We start from the raw sequence: 20,495 nt of genomic DNA on the forward strand, positions 1-20,495 counted from the left end.
CGGATGCAATTCCTCATGCCGGGCAGTCTACCGATTTGCTCAATATCCCAAACTCCTTCCATTATCGGGGATTTACACAGCCCGTACACAGTGGAACGCCACCAGCCTCCTGCTGCGCGCAGTTGACCGTGCAACGTCATTTATATTTCGGAAACCTGGCCACCCTGGCCGCCGCCGAATGACCGGCAGGGCCGTGCTCAGCCGATTCCGCATTTCTTCAGTGCCTGCTCGGCCTTGGGGTCGGGGTTGCCGCCCAGATACTTTTTCGTGCCCTCCCCGGTGAAGAGGCTCGGGTCGTCGATGGTGGGTTCGTGCAGCCCGTCCAGGCCCTCCTTGCGCAGGCACTCGTACTTCTTGCGTATCTCGGCGAGCTTGGCGGGGTCGCTCTTGTCGTCCTCGACCTCCGGCACCGGGATTTCCTTGCGGCAGGGGGTGTCCACTTCCTCCCACCATTTCTTGGTGAGGGGGTTGTCGTAGGTGACGTTGCCGTTAGTCTCCGACCTGGAGCCGCCCAGGCCCTTGGCGACGAGGTCGCCCTCGTTCTTTCCGGTGCCCTCGACCACCTCGATGCCGAGCTGTTCGGCCTTCCGGGCCACGCACGTGCGGAACTTGGCCTTCCATTCGTCGAAGGCCTTGGAGGCCTCCTTGCTGCCGGCCTTGTACTTCTTGCCGGTGCCGGTGCCGGAGTCCTGGGCAGCCGTACTGCTGTCGGACGTCCGGAGCGAGGCGACGTCGTCGCCGTCCTTGTCCGTGCCGCTGCTGCAGGCCGTCAGCAGTACGGCGGCGGCGCCTGCCGCCAGGGCCAGTTCGGCGGCCCGCCGGGCGCGGTGCCGGGTGCGGTTCATGAAAGGGTCTCCTTTTCGGGGGAGTTCAGGAAGTGGCGAGGGCTTCGGTCGGGGTGAGGCGGGAGGCCCGTACGGCCGGGTAGAGGCCTGCGAGCGTGCCGACGGCGAGCGCCGATCCCAGGCCGCCGAGGACGGCGGGCAGCGGCAGGACGGTGGGCCAGGTCTGGGAGGCCGCGTAGCCCGCGGTCCCGGCGACGCCCAGGAGCACGCCGGCGAGGCCGCCCAGCAGGCACAGCACCACCGATTCGGTGAGGAACTGGATGCGGATCTGGCCGCGGCTCGCACCCAGCGCCCGGCGCAGGCCGATCTCGGTCCGGCGCTCCAGCACCGAGACGACCATGGTGTTGGCCACGCCGACGCCGCCCACGAGCAGCGCGACTGCGGCCAGGCCGAGGAAGAGCGAGGAGAAGGCCGTCTCGGTCATCTTCTTGGCCTGCAGTGCGTCCGACGGGCGGCTGACCGTGACGTCGGAGGGGGTCCGGGGGTTGACGGCGGCGGCGAGCACGGCGCGGACGTCGTCCAGGGCGGACTCCCGTGCCCGGACGTAGACGGTGGCAGGGTGGCCGTCGAAGCCGAGCTTCTCCTTGGCGGCCGGCCAGCCGACGATGGCCGCGGAGTCCATCTCGGGCAGCAGGGGCATCGACTTGAGGATGCCGGTGACGGTGAACCAGTGGTCGCCGATGCGGAGTTGGGGGCCTGCGGTGCCGTCCCGCGCACTCAGGTCGGTGATGCCGAGCCGCTGGGCGGCGCTCGCGCCGAGGACGACCGTGGGGAACGCGTCGGCGGCGCCTCCGGGCAGGGAGCCCGCGTAGGCCTGGGCACCGAGTGCAGTGCGGAAGTCGCCGAGCGCGGTGACGACCGAGACCCCGGAGGTGTCGCCCACGGCGACCTTGTCGGAGCGGCGCACGGAGGCGCCGGGCAGCTTGCCGACCGCAGCAGCGGCCTCGACGGGCCCCACGCGTGCGGCCATCGCTGCGGCCTGCTCGGGCAGTTCGCCGCTCTTCCGGCCGCCCGCCTCCGCAGTCTTCTGCACCTTCAGCACGTTGGTGCCGAGCTTCGCCAGGTCCTGCGCGAGCGCCTGCCTGCCGGAGGCGGGTATGCCGACGACCACGACCATGGTGGCGACACCGATGGAGATGCCGAGGGCGGAGAGCGCGGCGCGCAGGGGCCGGATCCTCAGGCGCAGCACGCCCAGCGCGAGGACGTCCCGCGGGGACAGGCGCACGGGGCGGCCGTCCGCCGCCCCGGCCGGGCCGGGCCCGTCGGCCTCCTGCAGGGCGGTCCTGCGGAACCGGGAGATCATGTCGTTCCCTTCGCGGACGTGCGGGTTCCGGTGTCGTGCCGGATGCGGCCGTCGAGGATCTCCACGCGGCGGGGCAGCGAGGCGGCCAGTTCCCGGTCGTGGGTGATGACGGCGATGGTGGTGCCGGCGGTGTGGAGGGCGCGCAGCAGGTCCATCACGGCGTGGCCCGTGCGGCTGTCGAGCGCCCCGGTCGGCTCGTCCGCCAGGACCAGGGCGGGGCGGTGGACCAGGGCGCGGGCGATGGCGACGCGCTGTTTCTGGCCGCCGGAGAGCTGGTGCGGCAGGTGCCCGGCCCGGTCGGCGAGCCCGACCTGCGCCAACGCCTCGCGGGCCATGGCCCGTCGGCGGCGGGCGGGCACGCCCGCGTAGAGCAGGCCGGTGGCCACGTTGTCGGTGGCCGACATGCCCTCGGCGAGGTGGAACTGCTGGAAGACGAAGCCGAGCGAGCGGCCGCGCAGGGCGGACAGCCGGCGGTCGCCGAGCCCCTCGACGTCCTGGCCGCGTATGCGCACACGGCCGGAGGTGGGCCGGTCGAGCATGCCCATCACGTGCAGGAGTGTGGACTTGCCGGAGCCGGACGGGCCGACGATGCCCAGCAGTTCGCCCTCGGCGACGGACAGGTCCACGCCGCGCAGCGCGTGGACGCCGCCCGGGTAGCTCTTCCAGACGTCCTCCAACTCCAGGACGGGTACCGGTCCCCCTTCCTGCGTGCTGGTCATTGGGCGGTCACCACCCGCACGCCTTCCGCGATCTCCCGGCCGGTGACCTCGACCAGTCCCTGGGAGAACATGCCGGTCTTCACGGAGGTCAGATGCGGCTTGCCGGTGCCGGATGCGGCGATCTGAAGGGCATAGCCCCCTTCGCGCAGCGGCACCAGGGCGCCGACGGGCACTGCCAGGACGCCGGAGCGGGAGCCGCTGGTGAAGCCGACCGACACCGGGGCCCCGTCGAGGTCGCCGGCGGCGCCGGGGTCGTCGAGGGAGACCGTGACCTTGACCTTGGCCTCGTTCGGCGCGCCGTCCGCCGCGCCGCCGTCACCTCCGCCGGAACCGCCCTTGCCGTCCTGGGCGGTCACGGTGCCGATCCCGCGGACCTTGCCGGTGCTCTTCCCGCCTCCCGGCAGGTCGACGGTGACCTTGGCCCCGACGTGCGCCAGGTTCTTGTCGGCGACGGGGAGGAGGACGGTGACGGAACGGGTGCTGCCGGTGAGGGTGAGGAGCTCGCCGTCGGCGCGGTCGCCGACGTGTGCCTTGACCTGCCCGATGCGGGCCCCCTCCTTCAGCACGCGGACGTCGGCGGGGTCGACGACGCCGGAGGGGTGCTGGTCGCCGTTGGCCTTCTGCCAGCGCTTGACGGCGGCGACGGTGGCATCGGTGAGGACGTCGTCGGGGCGGCCGAAGTCGCGGTAGCCCAGCGCGTAGAGGTTCTCCTCCAGGATCCTCACGTCGGTGCCCCGGGTGCCCGGTCCCGCGATCTCACCGCTGCCGGTGCTGTTCCCGCGACCTGCGGAGTCCGTGCCCTCCGGCGTGGGACTCGCACCGGGCCGGGGCGTCGCGGAAGGGGAGGCGCTGCTCCCCGGAGCACCGTTCCCCGCGGACGGTGACGGTTCGGAGGTCTGTCCCAGCTTGCGGTACAGCGGTATGTCCCCGTAGAAGACCGTCACCGGCCGGTCGTCGACGCGGGCGATCGGCTTGCCGCGCTCGGCCCTGTCCCCGGCCTTCGGCAGCCAGGTGACCGTGCCGGGGCCGGCGCCCTTGACGGTCAGCTCCTCGCCGTATCCCAGGGTTCCGGCCAGGGTCTTCTTCTCGCTGAGGTCGGTCTTGACCACCGGGGCCGTACGGGCCTCGCCGGGCCCCTCGGGTGCCGCGTCGGCGGGGCGGTCGCGGAGCCAGGTGTAGGCCACGCCGCCACCGGTGAGGGCGACGGCGAGCACCACCAGCCCGCCGGTGAGCGCCTTCTTCCGCCGGGACCAGCCGACGGGCGGGCCGTCGTCCGGGTCCCCGGCCCCGTCCGCCACCGCGGACAGCACCGCGGTGTCGTCATGCGTGTCCATGAGCACCCTCCGGAGGTCGGCGTCCGGCACGGGTCGGCCGGCCGGCTGCACACAGAATGCGCGAAGGGTGCCTAAGCGCTGCCAAGGATCCTTAAGGCCTCTTAAGGGAGCAGATGGGAGCATCTGCCATCCTGGTCGGCATGAGCATCCTGGTAGTGGAGGACGACCCGCAGGTCGGCGCCGCTCTGCGGCGCGGGCTGGAGGCCGAGGGGTACGCCGTGGACCACGCCACCGACGGCCTCACCGGGCTCCAACTCGCCCAGCGCCGCTCCTACCAGGCGATCATCCTCGACATCATGCTGCCCGGCGTGCACGGTTACCGGGTCTGCGCGGAACTGCGTGCGGCCGGTGTGCACACTCCCGTGCTGATGCTCACGGCCAAGGACGGGGAGCACGACGAGGCCGAGGGCCTGGACACCGGGGCGGACGACTACCTGACCAAGCCCTTCTCCTACGTGGTGCTGTGCGCCCGGCTGCGTGCCCTGATCCGCCGCGGCGGCGGCACCGGCGGGGGCACGCTCCGCCACGGGGACCTGTGGCTGGATCCGGTCACCCGGCGCTGCGGCCGGGGTGAGAGCGAAGTCGCCGTCACCGCGCGGGAGTTCGCCGTGCTGAAGTGCCTCCTGCAGACCCCGGGGGCCGTGCTGTCCAAGACGGACATTCTCGACGAGGTGTGGGACGTGGCCTACGCGGGCGGGCCCGGAATCGTCGAGGTCTACATCAGCACTCTGCGCCGCAAGATCGACACGCCGTTCGGCAGGCACTCCATAGAGACGGTGCGCGGCGCCGGCTACCGGCTGGTCGAGGACGGCCCGCTGTATGTTTGACCGGCTGCCCACCCGCATCCGCACCGCCACCCTCGCCGGACTGGCGGCGCTGATGGTCTTCGGCGGCGGAGCGTGGTGGCTCCAGCGGCACGTGTACGAGAACCGCTACGCGGACACCATGGACAAGGCCCGGGTCCAGGCCCGCGCCGTGGCCCGCAACATGATCATCAACCAGCGGGCGAGCGGACTGTTCGCCGACCAGTCGACCTGGCCGTTCCTGGTCCTGACCCCCAAGGGCATCATCGGCACCCACGGGAACGGCGCAGGCGGGTACCAGGGCCTCGTGGAGCAGTTGCCGCCCGCACCCGCCGACGCGCGCCCGGAGTGGACCGACACCCGGACCGTCCGCGTCGGCGCAGCCGAACCCACCCCGCACGGCGAGGCACCCCCCACCGTCTCGCTCGCCCACCGCACCCTGACCGCCGTCGCGGCCTCCATCGACGTCGTGCGGGGCGAACCCACCATCTTCGGTACGAACGGGGGGCGTTACACGGTCTACGTCTTCGTCCTGCCCGACGCCGCCCAGGCCGCCGCGGACGAGCTGGCCCCCGCCCTGCGAGCCGGCGTCCCGCTGGCCGCGCTGGTCGTCGCGGCCACCGCGTACCTCTCGACCCGGCGTGCCCTGCGGCCCGTCGAGGCGATCCGCCGCGAACTCGCGGAGATCGGCGAACGGCACCTGGACCGGCGTGTCCCCGTCCCGCGCGCCCGGGACGAGATCTCCCGCATGGCCGTCACCACCAACGAGACCCTCGACCGCCTGGAACGCGCCGCCGAACAGCAGCAGCGCTTCGTCGCCGACGCCTCGCACGAACTGCGCAGCCCCATCACGGCACTCCGCTCCCAGCTGGAGATCTCCCTCGCCCACCCCGGCAAGACCGACTGGCCCGAAGCGGCCCGGGACGCACTGACGGCCACCCGCCGCCTCCAGGCACTCGCCGACGACCTGCTCTTCCTCACCCGCCCGGACACCGAACCGCACCAGGCCGCCCTCGTCGACCTGGCGGGCCTCGCCCGCGAACTGGCCGACGAGACACGGGCAGTACAGCCGGACGCGCCCGCGATCCACGTCCAGGCACCCGTAACCGCACCCGTACGCGGCCACGCCCTGCACCTCACGCGACTGCTGCGCAACCTCCTCGACAACGCGCTGCGCCACGCCCGTACCTCGGTCACCGTCTCCGTCGAGCGAGTCGGGGACACCTGGCGGGCGCAGGTGCACAACGACGGTCCGGACATCGACCCCGCCGACCGGGAGCGGATCTTCGAACGGTTCACACGCCTCGACGAGTCCCGCAGTCGGCATGCCGGCGGCAGCGGCCTGGGGCTGGCCATCGCCCGCGACATCGCCGTGCGGCACGGCGGCACGCTCCACGTCGCGCCCGAACCACCGGGCGGCGGGGCCACGTTCGTGGTGGAGCTGCCCCTGGGGCCTGCCTGAGCCTGCCTGAGCCGGGAGTGTGCAGCTCGCTCCCGGCCCAGGCCACTACACAGCGGTCACAGCACGCGGACCGCGCCGGTCGGCATGTCCCACTTCATGTCGCGCTCCACGACACCCGTGCTCGGGTTCTGCGCGCCGATGAACTTGCCGCCGCCGATGTAGACGGCGACGTGGTGGGCACTGCCTGCAGAACCCCAGTACAGGATGTCGCCGGGCTTGAGGTTGTCGAGGCTCACCTGGCGGCCGGCCGTCGACTGGTCCTGGGAGACGCGCGGCAGATCGATGCCGACCTTCTTGTACGCGGCCATGACCAGGCCGGAGCAGTCGTACGAGCCGGAGGAGCCGGTGCCGCCCATCACGTAGGCCTTGCCGACCTGGGCCTTGAGGAACGCGAGCACGGCTGCGGCGCTGCCGGTCGCAGAGGACGACGAGGAGGAGGACGAGGACGAAGAGGACGAGGACGAAGAGGACGACGGCGAGGACGATGCCCTGGGCTCGGATGTGTTCTTGTCCGACGGAGTACTACGGTCCGCAGAACGCGAGGCGCGCGACGGCCCGTTGTCCTTGGCCTGCTCGCGCTTCTTCTCCGCCTCGGCCGACTTGCGTTCGGCCTCGGCCTTGCGCTCGGCCTCCTCCCTGGTCTTCTGGGCGGCCTTCTTGGCGTCGTTCCTGGCGTGCTCGACGGCTTGTTCCACCTGTGCGCGAGCCTGCTGGTCGGCAGCGGCCTGCTGCGTGGCGGCCGCGCTCTGTGCAATGGAGGCGGAGAGGCCGATGTCGAACGACGGCATCTCCATGGTCGATTCGGAGGGCTTCTCGGCCGCCGTGGCGGAGCCGGCCCCGGTGACGGCCAGAGTGCTGAGGACACCACCGGCCACGCCCGTACGGACCACCCACGACTGCAGGGCGGGACTGCTGGGCTTCCGGTGACTGCGTATGCGTGTTTGAGGGGACATAACACAACGGGCTATCAGAAACGATGCGGCGAATTCAAATATCGTGGGATATGCCACAGTTGGCGTGCTTCGCCCTGTCCGTCAGGGGCGCCAAGCGGAGCCCTTCTCCGCTCACGAACCATCCTCGGGGCCGGGGAAGACGACGCGGACGGTCAGTCCGCCCCTGGGGTTGGCTTCGGCGTCCGTACGGGCCTGGTGGGCGCGGGCGATCGAGGCGACGATGGACAGGCCGAGGCCGGCGCCCTCGCCGCGCGCGTGACGACGCTCTTCCAGGCGGCGGAACGGTTCGAAGAGGTACGGGACGGTCTCCGGGGGCACATGGGGCCCACTGTTGTCGACCTCCAGCGCCCGGCCGTGTGCGGTGACGGTGACGTGGCCGCCGTCGTGGTTGTAGCGGAGGGCGTTGCCGACGAGGTTGCGCACGAGGTGGGTCAGCAGGACCGGGTCGCCCTGCACCGTCACCGGCGTGGTCTGGGCCCGGACGGTGACGCCGTGGTCGCGGGCCTGCTGCGAGACGGCGTACTCGGCGGTCACGGAACGGACGAGCTCGTCCAGGGCGACCGGTTCACGGTGGTCCAGGCCCTGATCGGAGACGGAGAGCAGCAGCAGGCCTTCGATGAGCCGTTCGCTGCTGTCGGCGACCTCGATGAGCTTGCGGCGGATACGGGCGACGGCCTCGGGGTCCGAGGTGGCCAGCCCGATCTCCGCCGCCGCCCGCTGCACCGCAAGCGAGGTGCGCAGCTCGTGCGCGGCGTTGGCGGCGAACCGCTTCTGTGCGCCGACCAGATGCTCTATGCGGTCGAGCATGTCGTCGAAGGTGTCGGCGAGTTGCTTGAGCTCGCCCGACGGGGCGTCGAGGGCGATGCGCTCGTGGAGGTTCTCCCCGGACAGCTTCCGGGCGGTACGGGTGATCACCCCGACGGGACGCAGCACCCGCCCGGCCATCCACCACGCGAGCGCGACCGAGACGATGGCGAAGACGGCCAGGGTGATCAGGGAGATGGTCAACAGCTGGTTCTGGGTGGCCTGTTCGGCAGCCCGTGTGAAGGTGCCGATCTCTCCGGAAGGCTGGGCGCGTTGAAAGACCTCGGACCCCGGGGAAGCGGATGCGGCGGAGGGGCGGGGGGAAGGAAGGGGCTGCGCCGGGGAGGCGGCGCCGGGTTCCAGACGTGCTACCACCGCTCCACTGATGGTGGTGTACAGGCCCTGGGCCACGAGAAAGTTGATCAGGCCGATGAGCATGGCTCCGGCGAGTACGAGCAGTCCGCCGTAGAGCGCCGTCAGCCGGGCCCGTTCGCCACCGGGCAGCCGCATGCGCCGTGCGCGAAGTGCCGAAGGCCGGTTCACGCGGCTCCACCGATGCGGTATCCGTGACCCGGCACGGTGTCGATGACCGGGGGATCTCCGAGCTTCGTACGGAGTTTGCTGAGCGTGACCCGGACGGCGTTGGTGCGGTAGCTGGTGTTCTCCTCCCACACCTGCTCGATCAGCTCCTCGCCGCTGACGACGGCGCCCTCGGCGCGCATCAGCACTTCCAGCACCCCGAACTCCTTGCGCGACAGTGCGAGGTAGCGGCCGTCCCGGAAGGCCTGCCGGCGGGCCGTGTCCACGGCGATGCCCGCCCGCTCGATGACAGGCGGCAGGGCGGGCCGGGCGCGGCGGCCCAGGGCCAGCACGCGGGCGAGCAGTTCCTCGTAGGCGAACGGTTTGGAGAGGTAGTCGTCCGCACCCAGGCCGAGGCCCGCGACCCGCTCGCGCACGGAATCGGCCGCGGTGAGCATCAGCACCCGCGTCAGCAGGCGTGCCTCGACCACGCGACGGCACACCTCGTCGCCGTGCAGGCCGGGGAGGTCGCGATCGAGGACGAGCACGTCGTACTCGCCGAGGCGCAGCCGTTCCAGCGCCGTCAGGCCGTCGTGCGCGACGTCGACGGCCAGGGCGTCGCGCCGCAGCCCTTCGGCGATCATCTCCGCCAGGAATTCCTCGTCCTCCACGACCAGCACGCGCATGACATCTACATATACCTGAGAGCGGCCTTTCGTCGGTGTAAACGTCCTCGTTGAGAGAAACGAAACACGGGCGTGTGCCAGCCTCCGGGGCATCGGCCATCGGGTCTTGGATACGGAGGAATTCCATGGGGAACGTCAGGTACGGCATGACGGCTGCGTTCGTTACGGGAATGGCGCTGTTCGCCGTCGGCTGCACCGGGGGCGGTGCGGATTCCGGCAAGGACAGCAGTGCACAGGGCTCGGACGTGTCCGGCAAGGGAAAGGCGGAGGACGACGCCTACAAATACCGTCAGTGCCTGCGTGACAACGGTGTGAAGGTGGAGGAGCCCAAGGAGGGCCAGGCCGCGGGCATCGAGGTGAAGGACGAGAAGGCGTTCAAGAAGGCGAAAGAAGCCTGCAAGGACCTGCCCGGTGCCGGCAAGGAAATGAGCGCGGAAGAGCAGCAGAAGGCCCTCGACAAGTCCATCAAGTTCGCCCAGTGCATGCGCGAGCAGGGTGTCGACATGCCGGACCCGGAGCTCAAGGACGGCAACCTGACCGCGAAGGCGGGAGGCGGCGCCGACGTGCCCAAGGAGAAGATGGAGAAGGCTCAGAAGGTGTGCAGTGACAAGCTCGGGGAGTGAACGCAGGCGCCCTGCCAGGAAGTACGTGATCGCCTCGCTGGCCGTGGCGAGTGCACTGGTGGGCGGGGCGGCGGTCGTCTCGGTGAGCGGTGACGACGGCAAGGGCCAGGAGCGGCGCACGGACGGCCTGCCGCAGAAGACCGACACGATCAAGCGGCAGGACCTGAGCAGCCGCACCCAGGTGGACGGCACCCTCGGCTACTCCGAGGAGCGCAAGCTCAACGGAGGCGCGCAGGGCACGGTCACCTGGCTCCCGGACACCGGCTCGGTGGTCAAGCAGAACGAGGCGCTCTACGAGGCCGACGGTGCCAAGGTCCGGCTGCTGTACGGCGAGCGGCCCATGTACCGGAAGCTCAAGGCCGGGGACAAGGGGCCGGACGTCCGGCAGTTGAAGCAGAACCTGCGCGACCTCGGCTACGGAGCGGGCCTGACCGTGGACGAGGAGTTCACCTCCGGAACGGCGGCGGCGCTCAAGCGCTGGCAGAAGTCCCACGGCCTGAAGCAGACCGGCGAGACGGGCCCGGACCAGATCGCCTTCGCGCCGAGCTCGGTGCGGATCAAGAAGAAGGATGCGGCCGTCGGCGACCAGGTGGCCCCCGGCCGCCCGGTGCTGACCGTCACCGGGGCCGAGCGCGAGGTGCAGATCAAGCTCGACGTCTCGGATGCGGGGCTCGCCGAGCCCGGCACCCGTGTGGAGGTCACGCTCCCCGGCGGTGACAAGGTCGGAGGGAAGGTCTCCTCCGTCGACCGCAGTGCCGGTTCGGACGACGACAAGGACAAGGGCGGCGGCGAGAAGGACGATGCCAAGATCACCGCCCGGGTGACCTTCGCCGATCCGTCGGAGGTCAAGGGCATCGACCAGGCCCCGGTCACTGTCGAGCTCAAGGGCGAGACGCACGAGAACGTGCTGACCGTCCCGGTCAACGCGCTGCTCGCCCTGCCCGCCGGCGGCTTCGGCATCCAGGTCGTGGAGGACGGCAAGGCCCGCGAAGTCCCCGTCAAGCTCGGCCTGTTCGGGCAGGGGAGGGTCGAGGTCAGCGGATCCGGCCTCAAGGAAGGCATGAAGGTCGGAGTGCCCAGGACATGACCACCGTCGCCAACACCGTCGTCGAACTGAACCAGGTCACCAAGGAGTACCCGGGCGGGGTCGCGGCGCTGCGCGGGGTGGATCTGCGCGTCGGGCGCGGGGAGTTGCTCGCGATCGTCGGCCCGTCCGGGTCGGGCAAGTCCACCCTGCTGCACATCGTCGGCACTCTGGACCGCCCGACCGCCGGCACCGTCGCCATCGCGGGCCACGACGTGGCGGCCCTCTCCGACCGCCGGCTGTCCGCACTGCGCGCCCGGCACATCGGCTTCGTCTTCCAGTCCTTCCACCTGGTGTCCGGGGTCACCGCCCAGGACAACGTCGCCGAGGGCCTGCTCTACTCCGGTCTGACCCGGGCCGAGCGCCGCAAGCGCGCGGCCACGGCCCTGGAACGGGTCGGGCTCGGGGACCGGATGCACCACCGGCCGCACGAACTGTCCGGCGGCCAGCGGCAGCGGGTCGCGATCGCCCGGGCGGTGGTGGGAGAGCCGGACCTGCTGCTGGCGGACGAGCCCACCGGCGCCCTGGACTCCGCTTCCGGCGAGGCCGTCATGCAGTTGCTGCACGACCTCAACGCCGACGGGGCCACCATCGCGGTGATCACCCACGACGGCGAGATCGCCGGTGCCCTGCCGCGCCAGGTGCGCATCCGCGACGGCGAGGTCGTCGAGGACACGTGCACGAAGCCGCCGGAGCCGGAAGGGCCGGAAGGAGGCGAGGAACAGTGCCGCGCGACCGACTGACCCCGGCCCGCCTCGGCCCCCGTGACGTGCTGCACGTCGGCTCGGCGGGGCTGCGCTCCCGGCCGATGCGGGTCGTGCTGTCCGCGCTGGGCATCGCCATCGGCATCGCCACGATGATCGCGGTGGTCGGCATCTCGGCCTCCAGCAAGGCCCAACTGCTCCAGGAGCTCGACAAGCTGGGCACCAACATGCTCAAGGTCGCCCCCGGCCAGGACATGTTCAGTGGCGAGAAGACCAAGCTGCCCGAGGAAGCGCCGGGCATGATCAGCCGTATCCCCGGTGTCGAGCACGTCGGCGCGACCGGCGACCTGAAACCGTCGGTCCGGCGCAGCGAGAAGATCTCCAAGAGCGATACCGGCGGTCTCACCGTGAAGGCTGCCAGTGAGGGCCTGCTGAAGGCCCTGCGCGGCACGGTCGGTGCGGGCACCTGGCTCAACGACGCGAACGGACGCTACCCCTCGGTGGTGCTCGGCAGCGTCGCCGCCGAACGCCTGGGGATCACCGCGCCCGGTCAGCAAGTCTTCATCGGCAACCAGTACTTCACGGTCATCGGCATCCTCGACCCGCTTCCGCTGGCGCCGGAGATCGAACGGGCGGCACTGGTCGGCTGGCAGGCCGCGAGCACCCTCCTGGACTTCGACGGTCACCCCGGCCAGATCTACGAACGCTCCACGGACGCCTCCGTGGAGACGGTCCGCAAGCTGCTCGCACGCACCGCCGACCCGCAGAATCCGCAGAACGTCGAGGTCTCCAACCCGTCCTCGGCCCTCCAGGCCAAGGCCGCCACGGAGGGCGCGTTCGACAATCTGCTGCTCGGACTGGGCGGTGTGGCACTGCTGGTCGGTGGTGTCGGGGTGGCCAACACCATGATCATCTCGGTGCTGGAGCGCCGCCACGAGATCGGCCTGCGCCGTTCGCTGGGCGCCACCCGGGGGCAGATCCGCATCCAGTTCGTCACCGAGTCGCTGCTGCTGTCCGGACTCGGCGGACTGGCCGGGGTCGTGCTGGGCTCGGCGGCCACGTACGTGTTCGCCGCCTCGGGCGGCATGCCCTGGGTCGTCCCCCTGTGGGCGGTCGGCGGCGGCTTCGGCGCCACCCTGCTCATCGGGTCGGTGGCGGGACTGTATCCGGCAGTCCGCGCCGCCCGGCTCTCGCCCACCCTCGCCCTCCAGGCGGGGTGAGCAGGAAAGGCCACTGCCGTGCCGGGGTCGTGTGCACGCTCGCACGACCCCGGCACAGGTGCGCCTTGAAATAGGGCACAGGCCGAAAACGCCTTCACTTTTCCTGATCGCGGCAGTCTACTTTTGGCTTCCTTTGCACACCATGGAGGATTACCGCCTTTGCCGGGCACGTGCTGTTCTTTTTGGTACGACTTCCCGCCCCTCAGAGGACGGGAAGGCCCCGGCCGAAGCGTCCGGGCCCCGAAGATCCGCCGGGGCCGGACGCCCTCCGGAAAGGTGCCGGCCCCATGCCATCGGTCATCCCTGCATCACGGCGTTGCTACACAGTGACATGGACCCGGAACTGCCTCGGTGAGGAGCCCCTGCGCGATGTCCGGCAACGGGCCCGTCAATGGCTCGTCGAGCACGAGTACGGCGATGATCTCGTCGACACCGTCGAGCTGGTCATTGCCGAGCTGGCCGCCAACGCCGTGGAACACGGCGGATGCCTCACCGCGCTGAGCCTCGACATCGTGCCGCCCCGGACCGGTGCGCCGGGGGCCCTGCGGGTGAGCGCGCACGACCCCAGCCCACAACTGCCGTGCGTCGGCCGGGAAGCATGCGGCGGCGCCGGCGCATCTCTTCGTGAATGCGGCCGCGGCCTGGAGATCGTGGCTGCCGTGAGCCACGCGTGGGGAGCGGCCCGCGATCAGGGCCGGCACAAACACGTCTGGTGCGAACTGCTGGTTCCCCAGCTTGCGACCGACGGCGGCAACCAGTCCCATGAATAGAGGAGTTCACATGCCGGACCGTGATTGTCCGAGACATTGCCGGGCAGCAGTACGTGACGTGCGGAGGGGGTGCTGATGTCCTCTCTGGATTCCCTCACCTCCGGCATCGAGAACACCGTCAACGGGGTCTTCGACCCCGTTGCCGAGAGCCTGTCGGGATTCGTCTTCGGCGAAGTCACGGTCTTCGGTGTGACGTTCCCCTGGATCGTCGCCTGGCTGGTCGTCGCAGGAGCCGTCTTCACCTTCTGGTTCGGGTTCGTGCAGCTGAGGGGGATACGCCTCTCCCTCGACCTGGTGCGCGGAAAATACTCCAGGAGCGACGATCCGGGAGAGGTCAGCCACTTCCAGGCCCTGACCGCTGCCGTGTCCGGAACGGTCGGACTGGGCAACATCGCCGGTGTCGCGGTCGCCGTGACCATCGGCGGCCCCGGAGCCACCTTCTGGATGATCCTGTGCGGCCTCCTCGGCATGGCCACGAAATTCGTGGAATGCACACTCGGCGTCAAGTACCGGGAAGTCCACGAGGACGGAACGGTCTCCGGCGGCCCGATGCACTACCTCCGCAAGGGACTTGCCGAGCGCGGCATGGCGGGCCTCGGCAAGGTGCTCGCCGTGGCGGCCTCCGTCGCCCTGCTGTTCTTCGGCCTGTTCGGCGGCAACCTCTTCCAGGCCAACCAGAGCTTCTCGCAGCTCAAGTCCGTCACCGGCGGCGACAACGGCCTGCTGGGCTCCTCCTCCGGGGCCCTGATCTTCGGGCTGCTGCTGGCCGGACTGACCGGACTCGTCCTCCTCGGCGGAATCCGGTCCATCGCCAAGGTCACCGTCCGGCTCGTCCCCCTCATGGCGGGCACGTACATCCTGGCCTGTCTGGTCGTCATCCTGGTCAACGCGAGCGCGGTCCCGGCTGCCGTCTCCACCATCATCGGGGGCGCGTTCTCCCCCGAAGGCGTGACGGGCGGCGTCATCGGCGCACTGATCGTCGGATTCAAGCGGGCGGCGTTCTCCAACGAGGCCGGCACCGGATCCGCCCCCATCGCCCACTCGGCGGTCAAGACCCGGCACCCCGTCACCGAGGGCCTGGTGGCGCTGCTCGAACCGTTCATCGACACCGTCGTCGTCTGCACGATGACGGCCCTGACGATCGTCATCGCCTCCACCCCCGGCTGGGACAAGGCCCGTTCGGCAGCAGCCGAGTCCGGCGCGTCCCCCGAAGGCGTGACCATCACCTCGGACGCGTTCGCCACGGTCATGCCCTGGTTCCCCTACATCCTGACCGTCGCAGTGCTGCTCTTCGCCTTCTCGACGATCATCACGTGGGGCTACTACGGACTCAAGGCGTGGACCTACCTGTTCGGGCGCCGCCGCGCCAGCGAACTCACGTACAAGGCCACTTACACGGCATTCGTCGCGCTGGGCTCGCTGCTGTCCCTGACCTCCCTGATAGACATGGCCGACGCGGTGCTCTTCCTCCTCGCGGTCGTCAACATCACCGGCCTCTACCTGCTGGCTCCTGTGGTCAAGAAGGAGCTCGACTCCTTCCTCGCGCTGGTACGGAGCGGCAGACTCGGCCCGACGGCCGACGCCGGCCCGGCGAGGGCGGAGAAGGCGGAGGCACCGGCCACGGTCGACTGACGACCGACGACTGCCGGTCTCGACGGAACGTCCCACCGCGCACAGCGAGGTGGGACGTTCGACGGGACGGTGCCTCAGCTCTGTGTCCGGTACGGCGTGCAGTGGCCCACCGGGCGTCCCCCGTGCGTGGCAAGGAAGTTCAGCAGGTCGCAGGAGGACCGGCCCAGCACTTGGTCATGGTCGGCGCCGGGGTATGTCTGCAGCGTGACGGCGGGGGAGCCCAGCGAACGCAGGTGACGAACCACTTCCTCGGTCCACTGCGGCGGCACGTCGAGGTCGCCTTCGCCCTGGACGACCAGGACGGGGCCCCCGATCGCGGCACGGTCCGGGTCACCGTAGGACGCCATGGTGCTCCCGAGCCGGTTCAGCTGCTCCTGGGTCAGGGGAAGGGCCTGGTCGGTGGTGACCCGGGACAGGGGCGCGTAGCTGTCCTTGAGGCACGAGGCCAGAGCCTGCTCGGCGGCCGGCAGCGCCGTGGGCCCGATCAGGTGGTGGAGGTCGACCGACGGTTCCGTCGCGCTCAGTCCGGCCAACGAGTAGAGGGCGAAGGACAGTTCGCTGGACACGTGGGACGCGATGACGCCGGGAAGCATCGTCCCGAGGTGGCTGGCCGGTGCGATGGCGACGGCGCCGGCCAGGTGCAGCGCGGGTGCCCTGTGCGCTGCGTTGGCAGCGAAGAGAGCGGCTTGTCCGCCCTGGGAGTGCCCGACGGCGAACCATGTCGGGGCCAGGGACGGCGCCAGGTGACGTCCTGCGGTGACGATGTCGACGACGGCGTTGCCTTCGTCGGCGCCCACCAGGTAGGTGTGCATGCCGGGTGTGCCCAGGCCGGGATAGTCCGATGCGGTGACGGCGTAGCCCGCCTGTATCAGGGTGCGCACTTGCCGGGCGTAGGAGTCGTAGCCGAGGTCCGGGGCTTGCGAGGGCGCGCATTTGTCGGCGACACCGGTGGTGCCGTGCGCCCAGGACACCACGGGCCAGCCGCCGGGCGGAGGCGTGCCGCCGGGCAGGAGCACCGTGCCGCTGACGGCGATGTCGGTCCCGTGGACATCGGTCGAGTGGTACAGCACGGTCCAGCGTCTTGCAGCGGCGAGGAGGGGGTCCGCGCCGTGGTCGGTGGCGGCGATCAGTGTGCCGGGGGCACCGGACGGCAGCGGCCGGGGCACCTGGTAGGTGTGATCGGTGAGTGCGACGCCCCGCAGCGGGGCAGGCGACCCGGACGGGTCGGAGGCACATGCGTTCGCGGTCGCCGCGATGGTCAGGGCGGCCATCAGGAGCCAGGTCCTCGTGGAGCGTTTCAGGCCGGGTATGTGCCCGGCATCGGCTTCTTCCGCCCCGCTGCGCTCCTCGGACATGGCCTCAGCGTGACACCCGGGCCCTTGCAGGTGCAGATGTATGCCGCCGCCCGGGTGAATCGGACCTGCCGGCGGACGAGGCCGACGGCCTGGTCGCCGACGTCTCCGGCGTGGTGTCCGATCGCGCAGTTGGACGATTTCCTCGACGCGATAAGGTCAAAATGCGTGGACCTTCTTGCCGGCACCCGCCGGGAACTCAAGGAATATCCGGTCGGCCCCGGTCGGCCGGGCTCCGTATATCGCTTCAACGAGGCCGTGGATTTCTTGCCCGAGAGACAACGAGCCCACCCTGTCGCACCTAAGGAAACGGCAATGACCATTCGGGTTCTGATTGTTGACGACCAGAGCCTCATCCGCTCCGGGCTGCGCTCGGTACTCGAGGCCGAGGACGACATCGCGGTCGTCGCAGAGGCGGCGGACGGCGCGGAAGCGGTCAGCACCTGCCAGAAGCACCGGCCCGACGTCGTCATCATGGACCTCCGCATGCCCCGTATCGGCGGTGTGGAGGCCACCGTCCGGCTGATGAGGCTCGACAACCCGCCGAAGGTGCTGGCCCTGACCACCTTCAACACCGACGACCTGGTGATCGAGGCCCTGAAGGCCGGAGCCGCCGGCTTCCTGCTCAAGAACCTGCGGTCCGAGGAACTGATCGCGGCCGTGCGGACGGTGGCGGTGGGCGGCACCGTGATGTCGCCGGAGATCACGGCCAAACTGGTCAGCCGGGCCCATGCACGGATGCCGGCGGGAGCCGGCGGACTGCAAGAGAAGATCGATTCCTTGAAGGACGGCGAGCGCGACGTCCTGGCCCTCATCGGTGCCGGTTACACGAACCAACGGATCGCCGAGGAACTCCATCTCTCGCTCGCCAGCGTCAAGACGTATGCCTCGCGCATGCTCGCCCGTCTCGGACTCGAGAACAGGACGCAGGCCGCAATTCTCGCCTACGAAGCCGGCCTGGTGGTCACCGACCGGAACAAGGAATCCGGAGACTGACCGTACTGCCGCCGGGGAGTCAACTCTCCACTGCCGATCGGTCGACCTTCGGTCCCCAGCCGCGTGACCGGTCAGTGCTCCTCGTCCGTGCTGTGCGGTGCAGGCAGAGCGACGTGGACCCGGAAGCCGCCGTCATCGGTGGGCCCGGCCTGGATCCGGCCTCCTGACCGGGCAACCTGCTCCCGCATGCTGACCATCCCGAGCCCACCGGGCAGCCGGGAGAGCGACGAGGCGATGCCGGGCCCGTTGCACACCTCCAGGCACACCTCGTGCGAGGTGAACGCCAGGTGCAGGGAGATCGGAGCGCCATGTCCGTGCTTCACCGCGTTGGTCAGTGCCTCCCGCCCGCAGCTGCGCAGAATGCCGTCCGCGCCGGCAGGAAGGGGCCGTGCCTCGCCGGTCTGCCGGAAGGAGACGTCGATGCCGGCAGCAGACAGATTCGACACCAGCGAAGCGGCGAACTGGGCGTAGGGCGGCCCGCCTTGCTCCGAGGGATCCGTCGCGTCGCGCAGGACGTCGAGGATGCTGCGCATGTCCTGGAGCATTCCCCGGGCCCCTTCCTCCACCGTCGACGCCAGGGCGGAAGCCGGCTCGGGCATCCCCGGCGTGGAACGCAGCGCCTGTGCCTGGAAGATGAGCACCGTCGCCCGGTGTCCCAGGCCGTCGTGGATGTCGAAGGCGAGACGTGTCCGCTCGTCGAGGACGGCCTGACGCGTGGCTTGGTCGACGGCGTGTTCCGCCGCCACCAGGCGCCGCTGCAGCAGCCAGGCCACTTCGCGCCGCCGGCGCATCAACTCGCCCAGTGCGGCAGGGAAACCGATCTTGACGACGGCGTCGTACGCCATGGCGGACGCCTCCGGGGGGAGCGGCTCCACCCAGGTCCGCGTGAGCAGGTACAGGAGGCCGCCGACCGCGACCCCGGCCCACCTGCTGCGCTTGCCGTAGCTGCCCAGGGAATAGGCCGCAAAGATCAGCAGCGTGGCGTCGTCGGAGGCCAGCGTGCTCAGGAGAGCCGCCACCATCACCAGCGTGGGTGCCGTCCGCCGCAGCAGCAGCGCACTGGACGCCAGGCCCACGGCCAAGGACGAAGCCGCATAGCCGGACACCAGACCGCTCTTGTGAACCTGGTCCAGGGCCAGGAGCGCGGCGGCACACGCCGCGATGCACGTGGCACCGTCGACGACCCTGGGTTGCCGGACGACATCGAGAGTCCGGACGCCGAGGAGGCGGCCGGGGTGCTCGCCGGGGATGAGGGGGCTCATGTACTGCTGCCGCTCTGATGGGATCTCTGATCGGGACGCGCCGGGTGCAGCGCAATTGCCCTGAATCTTCTCCGAGCGTCGGGCGGCAGGCCGCTGTCCGCAGGATCGGTTCGCGCGCGGCCCTGCTCCTGCACTATTCCGCTCGGAGGACGGCCCGGAACGGCGAAATCCTTCACGCATCGTGTCTACGCCTTGTGCGCCGACTACGGCGAGATCAAACCGGGTGACGGCGGACATTGCGGTTACCCTCGGGGGCGATGGACCCCACCCCGGTCACCACAGTCACCCCGATCGACCTCCAGATCCTGCATGCCCTGCAAATCCATCCCCGAGCCTCCTGGACCCTTCTCGGAGACGTCCTGGGCGTCAATCCGGCAACCGTGGCCCGGCACTGGGCGCGGCTGAAGGAGGCGGGGCTGGCCTGGACGACCGCGCACCCGGGCCAGGTGCGCGAGGGCGCGGCGGATCCGGCGGCCGCGTTCGTGTTCGCGTCCTGTGCCTCCGGCGAGGCGCTCAGCGCTGCCACCGCCATGGCTCGTCACTCCGAGGCGATCTCGGTGGAACTGACCGTGGGCGACCGGGATCTGTTCGCCACCGTCGTCGCGCCCAGCCGAATGGCGCTCGGCGAATATCTGCTCGGCCCGTTGCCTGCGGTTCCGGGCCTGCTCTCCTTCGACACGGCGTTGCTGGTCAGGCTTCATCTGCACGGCGGCGAATGGCGGCTGCGCGCTCTGTCCCCGGAAGCCGCCGGCAGAATGCGCGCCGCAGCCGAGCGTCGCGGACAACTGGAGCCCCGTCGGGCCTTCGACGAGGTGGACCAGCAGGTGCTGGCAGCCCTTGCGGAGGACGGGCGGGCCTCGTACGCGGCGATCGCCGCGGCGTGCGGGCTCGGTGAAGGCACGGCCCGGCGCCGGACGGAGGCCCTGCTGGCGAGCGGCGAAGTGGTGGTCCGCTGCGAAATGGCCTGGGAGGTCACGGGCTGGCCGGTCTCGGCGACGCTCGCCGCACGCGTCCCGGCGGAGCGCCTGGGCGAGATGGCCCGGGCATTCGCGATGATTCCCGAGGCGCGGCTGGTGGCGTCCTGCGTGGGCGTGACAGACGTGCTGGTGACGTTGTGGCTGCCCTCCCTCCAGGACATTCCACGGATGACCGCTGCGCTCGCCGCCCGTTTTCCGGATGCCGAAGTCCGCCGCTGGCTCACCGGGGTGCGTACGGTCAAACGCGCCGGGCGCCTCCTGGACGCACAGGGCCGGGGCACGGGCTGGGTGCCGCCGTTCCGGGCCACGCCTCCGGCCCCGCCACAAGGCGCGTGAGGGCGAAGGGGACGGAGGGCGCGCGGCGTCGGCAACGCCTCGGTCACTTCTCCGGCTGTCAACCTGTGGGAGCGCTTCAGCTTCTACGGCATGAAGGCGCTCCTCGTCCTG

19 protein-coding genes are annotated in these 20,495 nt (G+C 70.5%); 10 read left to right on the plus strand and 9 right to left on the minus strand.

The window, feature by feature from the left end; genetic code table 11:
* Positions 1-197 precede the first annotated feature (197 nt).
* Genes ACWD4B_RS02765 through ACWD4B_RS02780 form a run of 4 tightly spaced genes read right to left on the minus strand, consistent with a single transcriptional unit; the run spans position 198 to position 4,201 of the window.
* Positions 198-845 carry a hypothetical protein gene (locus tag ACWD4B_RS02765; protein ID WP_451419069.1) on the minus strand — a complete coding sequence of 216 codons (648 nt, stop codon included), beginning with the start codon at positions 843-845 and terminating at the stop codon, positions 198-200.
* 25 nt (positions 846-870) lie between these two features.
* Positions 871-2,148 (minus strand): ABC transporter permease, encoded by a 1,278-nt coding sequence (locus ACWD4B_RS02770; protein WP_451419070.1) that lies wholly within the window; start codon positions 2,146-2,148, stop codon positions 871-873.
* Positions 2,145-2,867 carry an ABC transporter ATP-binding protein gene (locus ACWD4B_RS02775; RefSeq protein ID WP_451419071.1) on the minus strand — a complete coding sequence of 241 codons (723 nt, stop codon included), beginning with the start codon at positions 2,865-2,867 and terminating at the stop codon, positions 2,145-2,147. The genes ACWD4B_RS02770 and ACWD4B_RS02775 overlap by 4 nt, the downstream gene beginning before the upstream one ends.
* Entirely contained in the window at positions 2,864-4,201 is a 1,338-nt protein-coding gene (locus ACWD4B_RS02780; RefSeq protein WP_451419072.1) for a peptidoglycan-binding protein, read from the minus strand. The genes ACWD4B_RS02775 and ACWD4B_RS02780 overlap by 4 nt, the downstream gene beginning before the upstream one ends.
* A gap of 140 nt (positions 4,202-4,341) precedes the next feature.
* Here ACWD4B_RS02780 and ACWD4B_RS02785 point away from each other — a divergent pair, with 140 nt between their 5' ends.
* Together ACWD4B_RS02785 and ACWD4B_RS02790 are read left to right on the plus strand one after the other, a co-directional pair.
* Positions 4,342-5,028: a response regulator transcription factor gene (locus tag ACWD4B_RS02785; RefSeq protein ID WP_451419073.1), complete on the plus strand. Its 687-nt coding sequence runs from the start codon at positions 4,342-4,344 to the stop codon at positions 5,026-5,028.
* Positions 5,021-6,466 carry a sensor histidine kinase gene (locus tag ACWD4B_RS02790; RefSeq protein WP_451419074.1) on the plus strand — a complete coding sequence of 482 codons (1,446 nt, stop codon included), beginning with the start codon at positions 5,021-5,023 and terminating at the stop codon, positions 6,464-6,466. Before ACWD4B_RS02785 ends, ACWD4B_RS02790 begins: the two co-directional genes overlap by 8 nt.
* A gap of 56 nt (positions 6,467-6,522) precedes the next feature.
* On the opposite strand, the gene ACWD4B_RS02795 is transcribed toward ACWD4B_RS02790, so the two are convergent.
* The 3 genes from ACWD4B_RS02795 to ACWD4B_RS02805 all read right to left on the minus strand — a co-directional run bounded on the left by ACWD4B_RS02795 (position 6,523) and on the right by ACWD4B_RS02805 (position 9,428).
* On the minus strand, positions 6,523-7,419 hold the full coding sequence (locus ACWD4B_RS02795) for a C40 family peptidase (RefSeq protein ID WP_451419075.1): 897 nt from the start codon (positions 7,417-7,419) through the stop codon (positions 6,523-6,525).
* Between the two features lie 111 nt (positions 7,420-7,530).
* Complete coding sequence (locus ACWD4B_RS02800) at positions 7,531-8,733, minus strand: sensor histidine kinase (protein ID WP_451419153.1); 1,203 nt, start codon at positions 8,731-8,733, stop codon at positions 7,531-7,533.
* Between the two features lie 29 nt (positions 8,734-8,762).
* The gene (locus ACWD4B_RS02805) at positions 8,763-9,428 is read right to left on the minus strand and encodes a response regulator transcription factor (RefSeq protein ID WP_451419076.1); all 666 of its coding nucleotides are present in this window, start codon (positions 9,426-9,428) and stop codon (positions 8,763-8,765) included.
* Between the two features lie 125 nt (positions 9,429-9,553).
* On the opposite strand from ACWD4B_RS02805, the gene ACWD4B_RS02810 reads away from it, so the two are divergent.
* The 6 genes from ACWD4B_RS02810 (at position 9,554) to ACWD4B_RS02835 (ending at position 15,461) form a co-directional block, all read left to right on the plus strand.
* Positions 9,554-10,051: a hypothetical protein gene (locus ACWD4B_RS02810; protein ID WP_451419077.1), complete on the plus strand. Its 498-nt coding sequence runs from the start codon at positions 9,554-9,556 to the stop codon at positions 10,049-10,051.
* A 25-nt stretch (positions 10,052-10,076) separates the two neighbouring features.
* Positions 10,077-11,138, plus strand: a complete 1,062-nt coding sequence (locus tag ACWD4B_RS02815) for an efflux RND transporter periplasmic adaptor subunit (RefSeq protein ID WP_451419078.1) — start codon at positions 10,077-10,079, stop codon at positions 11,136-11,138.
* The gene (locus ACWD4B_RS02820) at positions 11,135-11,878 is read left to right on the plus strand and encodes an ABC transporter ATP-binding protein (protein WP_451419079.1); all 744 of its coding nucleotides are present in this window, start codon (positions 11,135-11,137) and stop codon (positions 11,876-11,878) included. The genes ACWD4B_RS02815 and ACWD4B_RS02820 overlap by 4 nt, the downstream gene beginning before the upstream one ends.
* Positions 11,860-13,059 (plus strand): ABC transporter permease, encoded by a 1,200-nt coding sequence (locus ACWD4B_RS02825; RefSeq protein ID WP_451419080.1) that lies wholly within the window; start codon positions 11,860-11,862, stop codon positions 13,057-13,059. The genes ACWD4B_RS02820 and ACWD4B_RS02825 overlap by 19 nt, the downstream gene beginning before the upstream one ends.
* 326 nt (positions 13,060-13,385) lie before the next feature.
* Positions 13,386-13,829 carry an ATP-binding protein gene (locus tag ACWD4B_RS02830; RefSeq protein ID WP_451419081.1) on the plus strand — a complete coding sequence of 148 codons (444 nt, stop codon included), beginning with the start codon at positions 13,386-13,388 and terminating at the stop codon, positions 13,827-13,829.
* A gap of 75 nt (positions 13,830-13,904) precedes the next feature.
* Positions 13,905-15,461, plus strand: coding sequence for an alanine/glycine:cation symporter family protein (locus ACWD4B_RS02835; RefSeq protein ID WP_451419082.1), 1,557 nt, complete (start codon positions 13,905-13,907; stop codon positions 15,459-15,461).
* Between the two features lie 74 nt (positions 15,462-15,535).
* Here ACWD4B_RS02835 and ACWD4B_RS02840 read toward each other — a convergent pair whose 3' ends face one another.
* Complete coding sequence (locus ACWD4B_RS02840) at positions 15,536-16,816, minus strand: alpha/beta hydrolase family protein (RefSeq protein WP_451419083.1); 1,281 nt, start codon at positions 16,814-16,816, stop codon at positions 15,536-15,538.
* Positions 16,817-16,945: 129 nt separating this feature from the next.
* On the opposite strand from ACWD4B_RS02840, the gene ACWD4B_RS02845 reads away from it, so the two are divergent.
* Complete coding sequence (locus tag ACWD4B_RS02845) at positions 16,946-17,809, plus strand: response regulator transcription factor (RefSeq protein ID WP_451419084.1); 864 nt, start codon at positions 16,946-16,948, stop codon at positions 17,807-17,809.
* Between the two features lie 71 nt (positions 17,810-17,880).
* Here ACWD4B_RS02845 and ACWD4B_RS02850 read toward each other — a convergent pair whose 3' ends face one another.
* Positions 17,881-19,071 carry a sensor histidine kinase gene (locus tag ACWD4B_RS02850; RefSeq protein WP_451419085.1) on the minus strand — a complete coding sequence of 397 codons (1,191 nt, stop codon included), beginning with the start codon at positions 19,069-19,071 and terminating at the stop codon, positions 17,881-17,883.
* Between the two features lie 257 nt (positions 19,072-19,328).
* Between ACWD4B_RS02850 and ACWD4B_RS02855 the strand changes: the two genes are divergently transcribed.
* Positions 19,329-20,384 carry an Lrp/AsnC family transcriptional regulator gene (locus ACWD4B_RS02855; protein WP_451419086.1) on the plus strand — a complete coding sequence of 352 codons (1,056 nt, stop codon included), beginning with the start codon at positions 19,329-19,331 and terminating at the stop codon, positions 20,382-20,384.
* The last annotated feature ends 111 nt before the right edge of the window (positions 20,385-20,495 follow it).

The organism is Streptomyces sp. NPDC002536 (genome assembly GCF_053594995.1).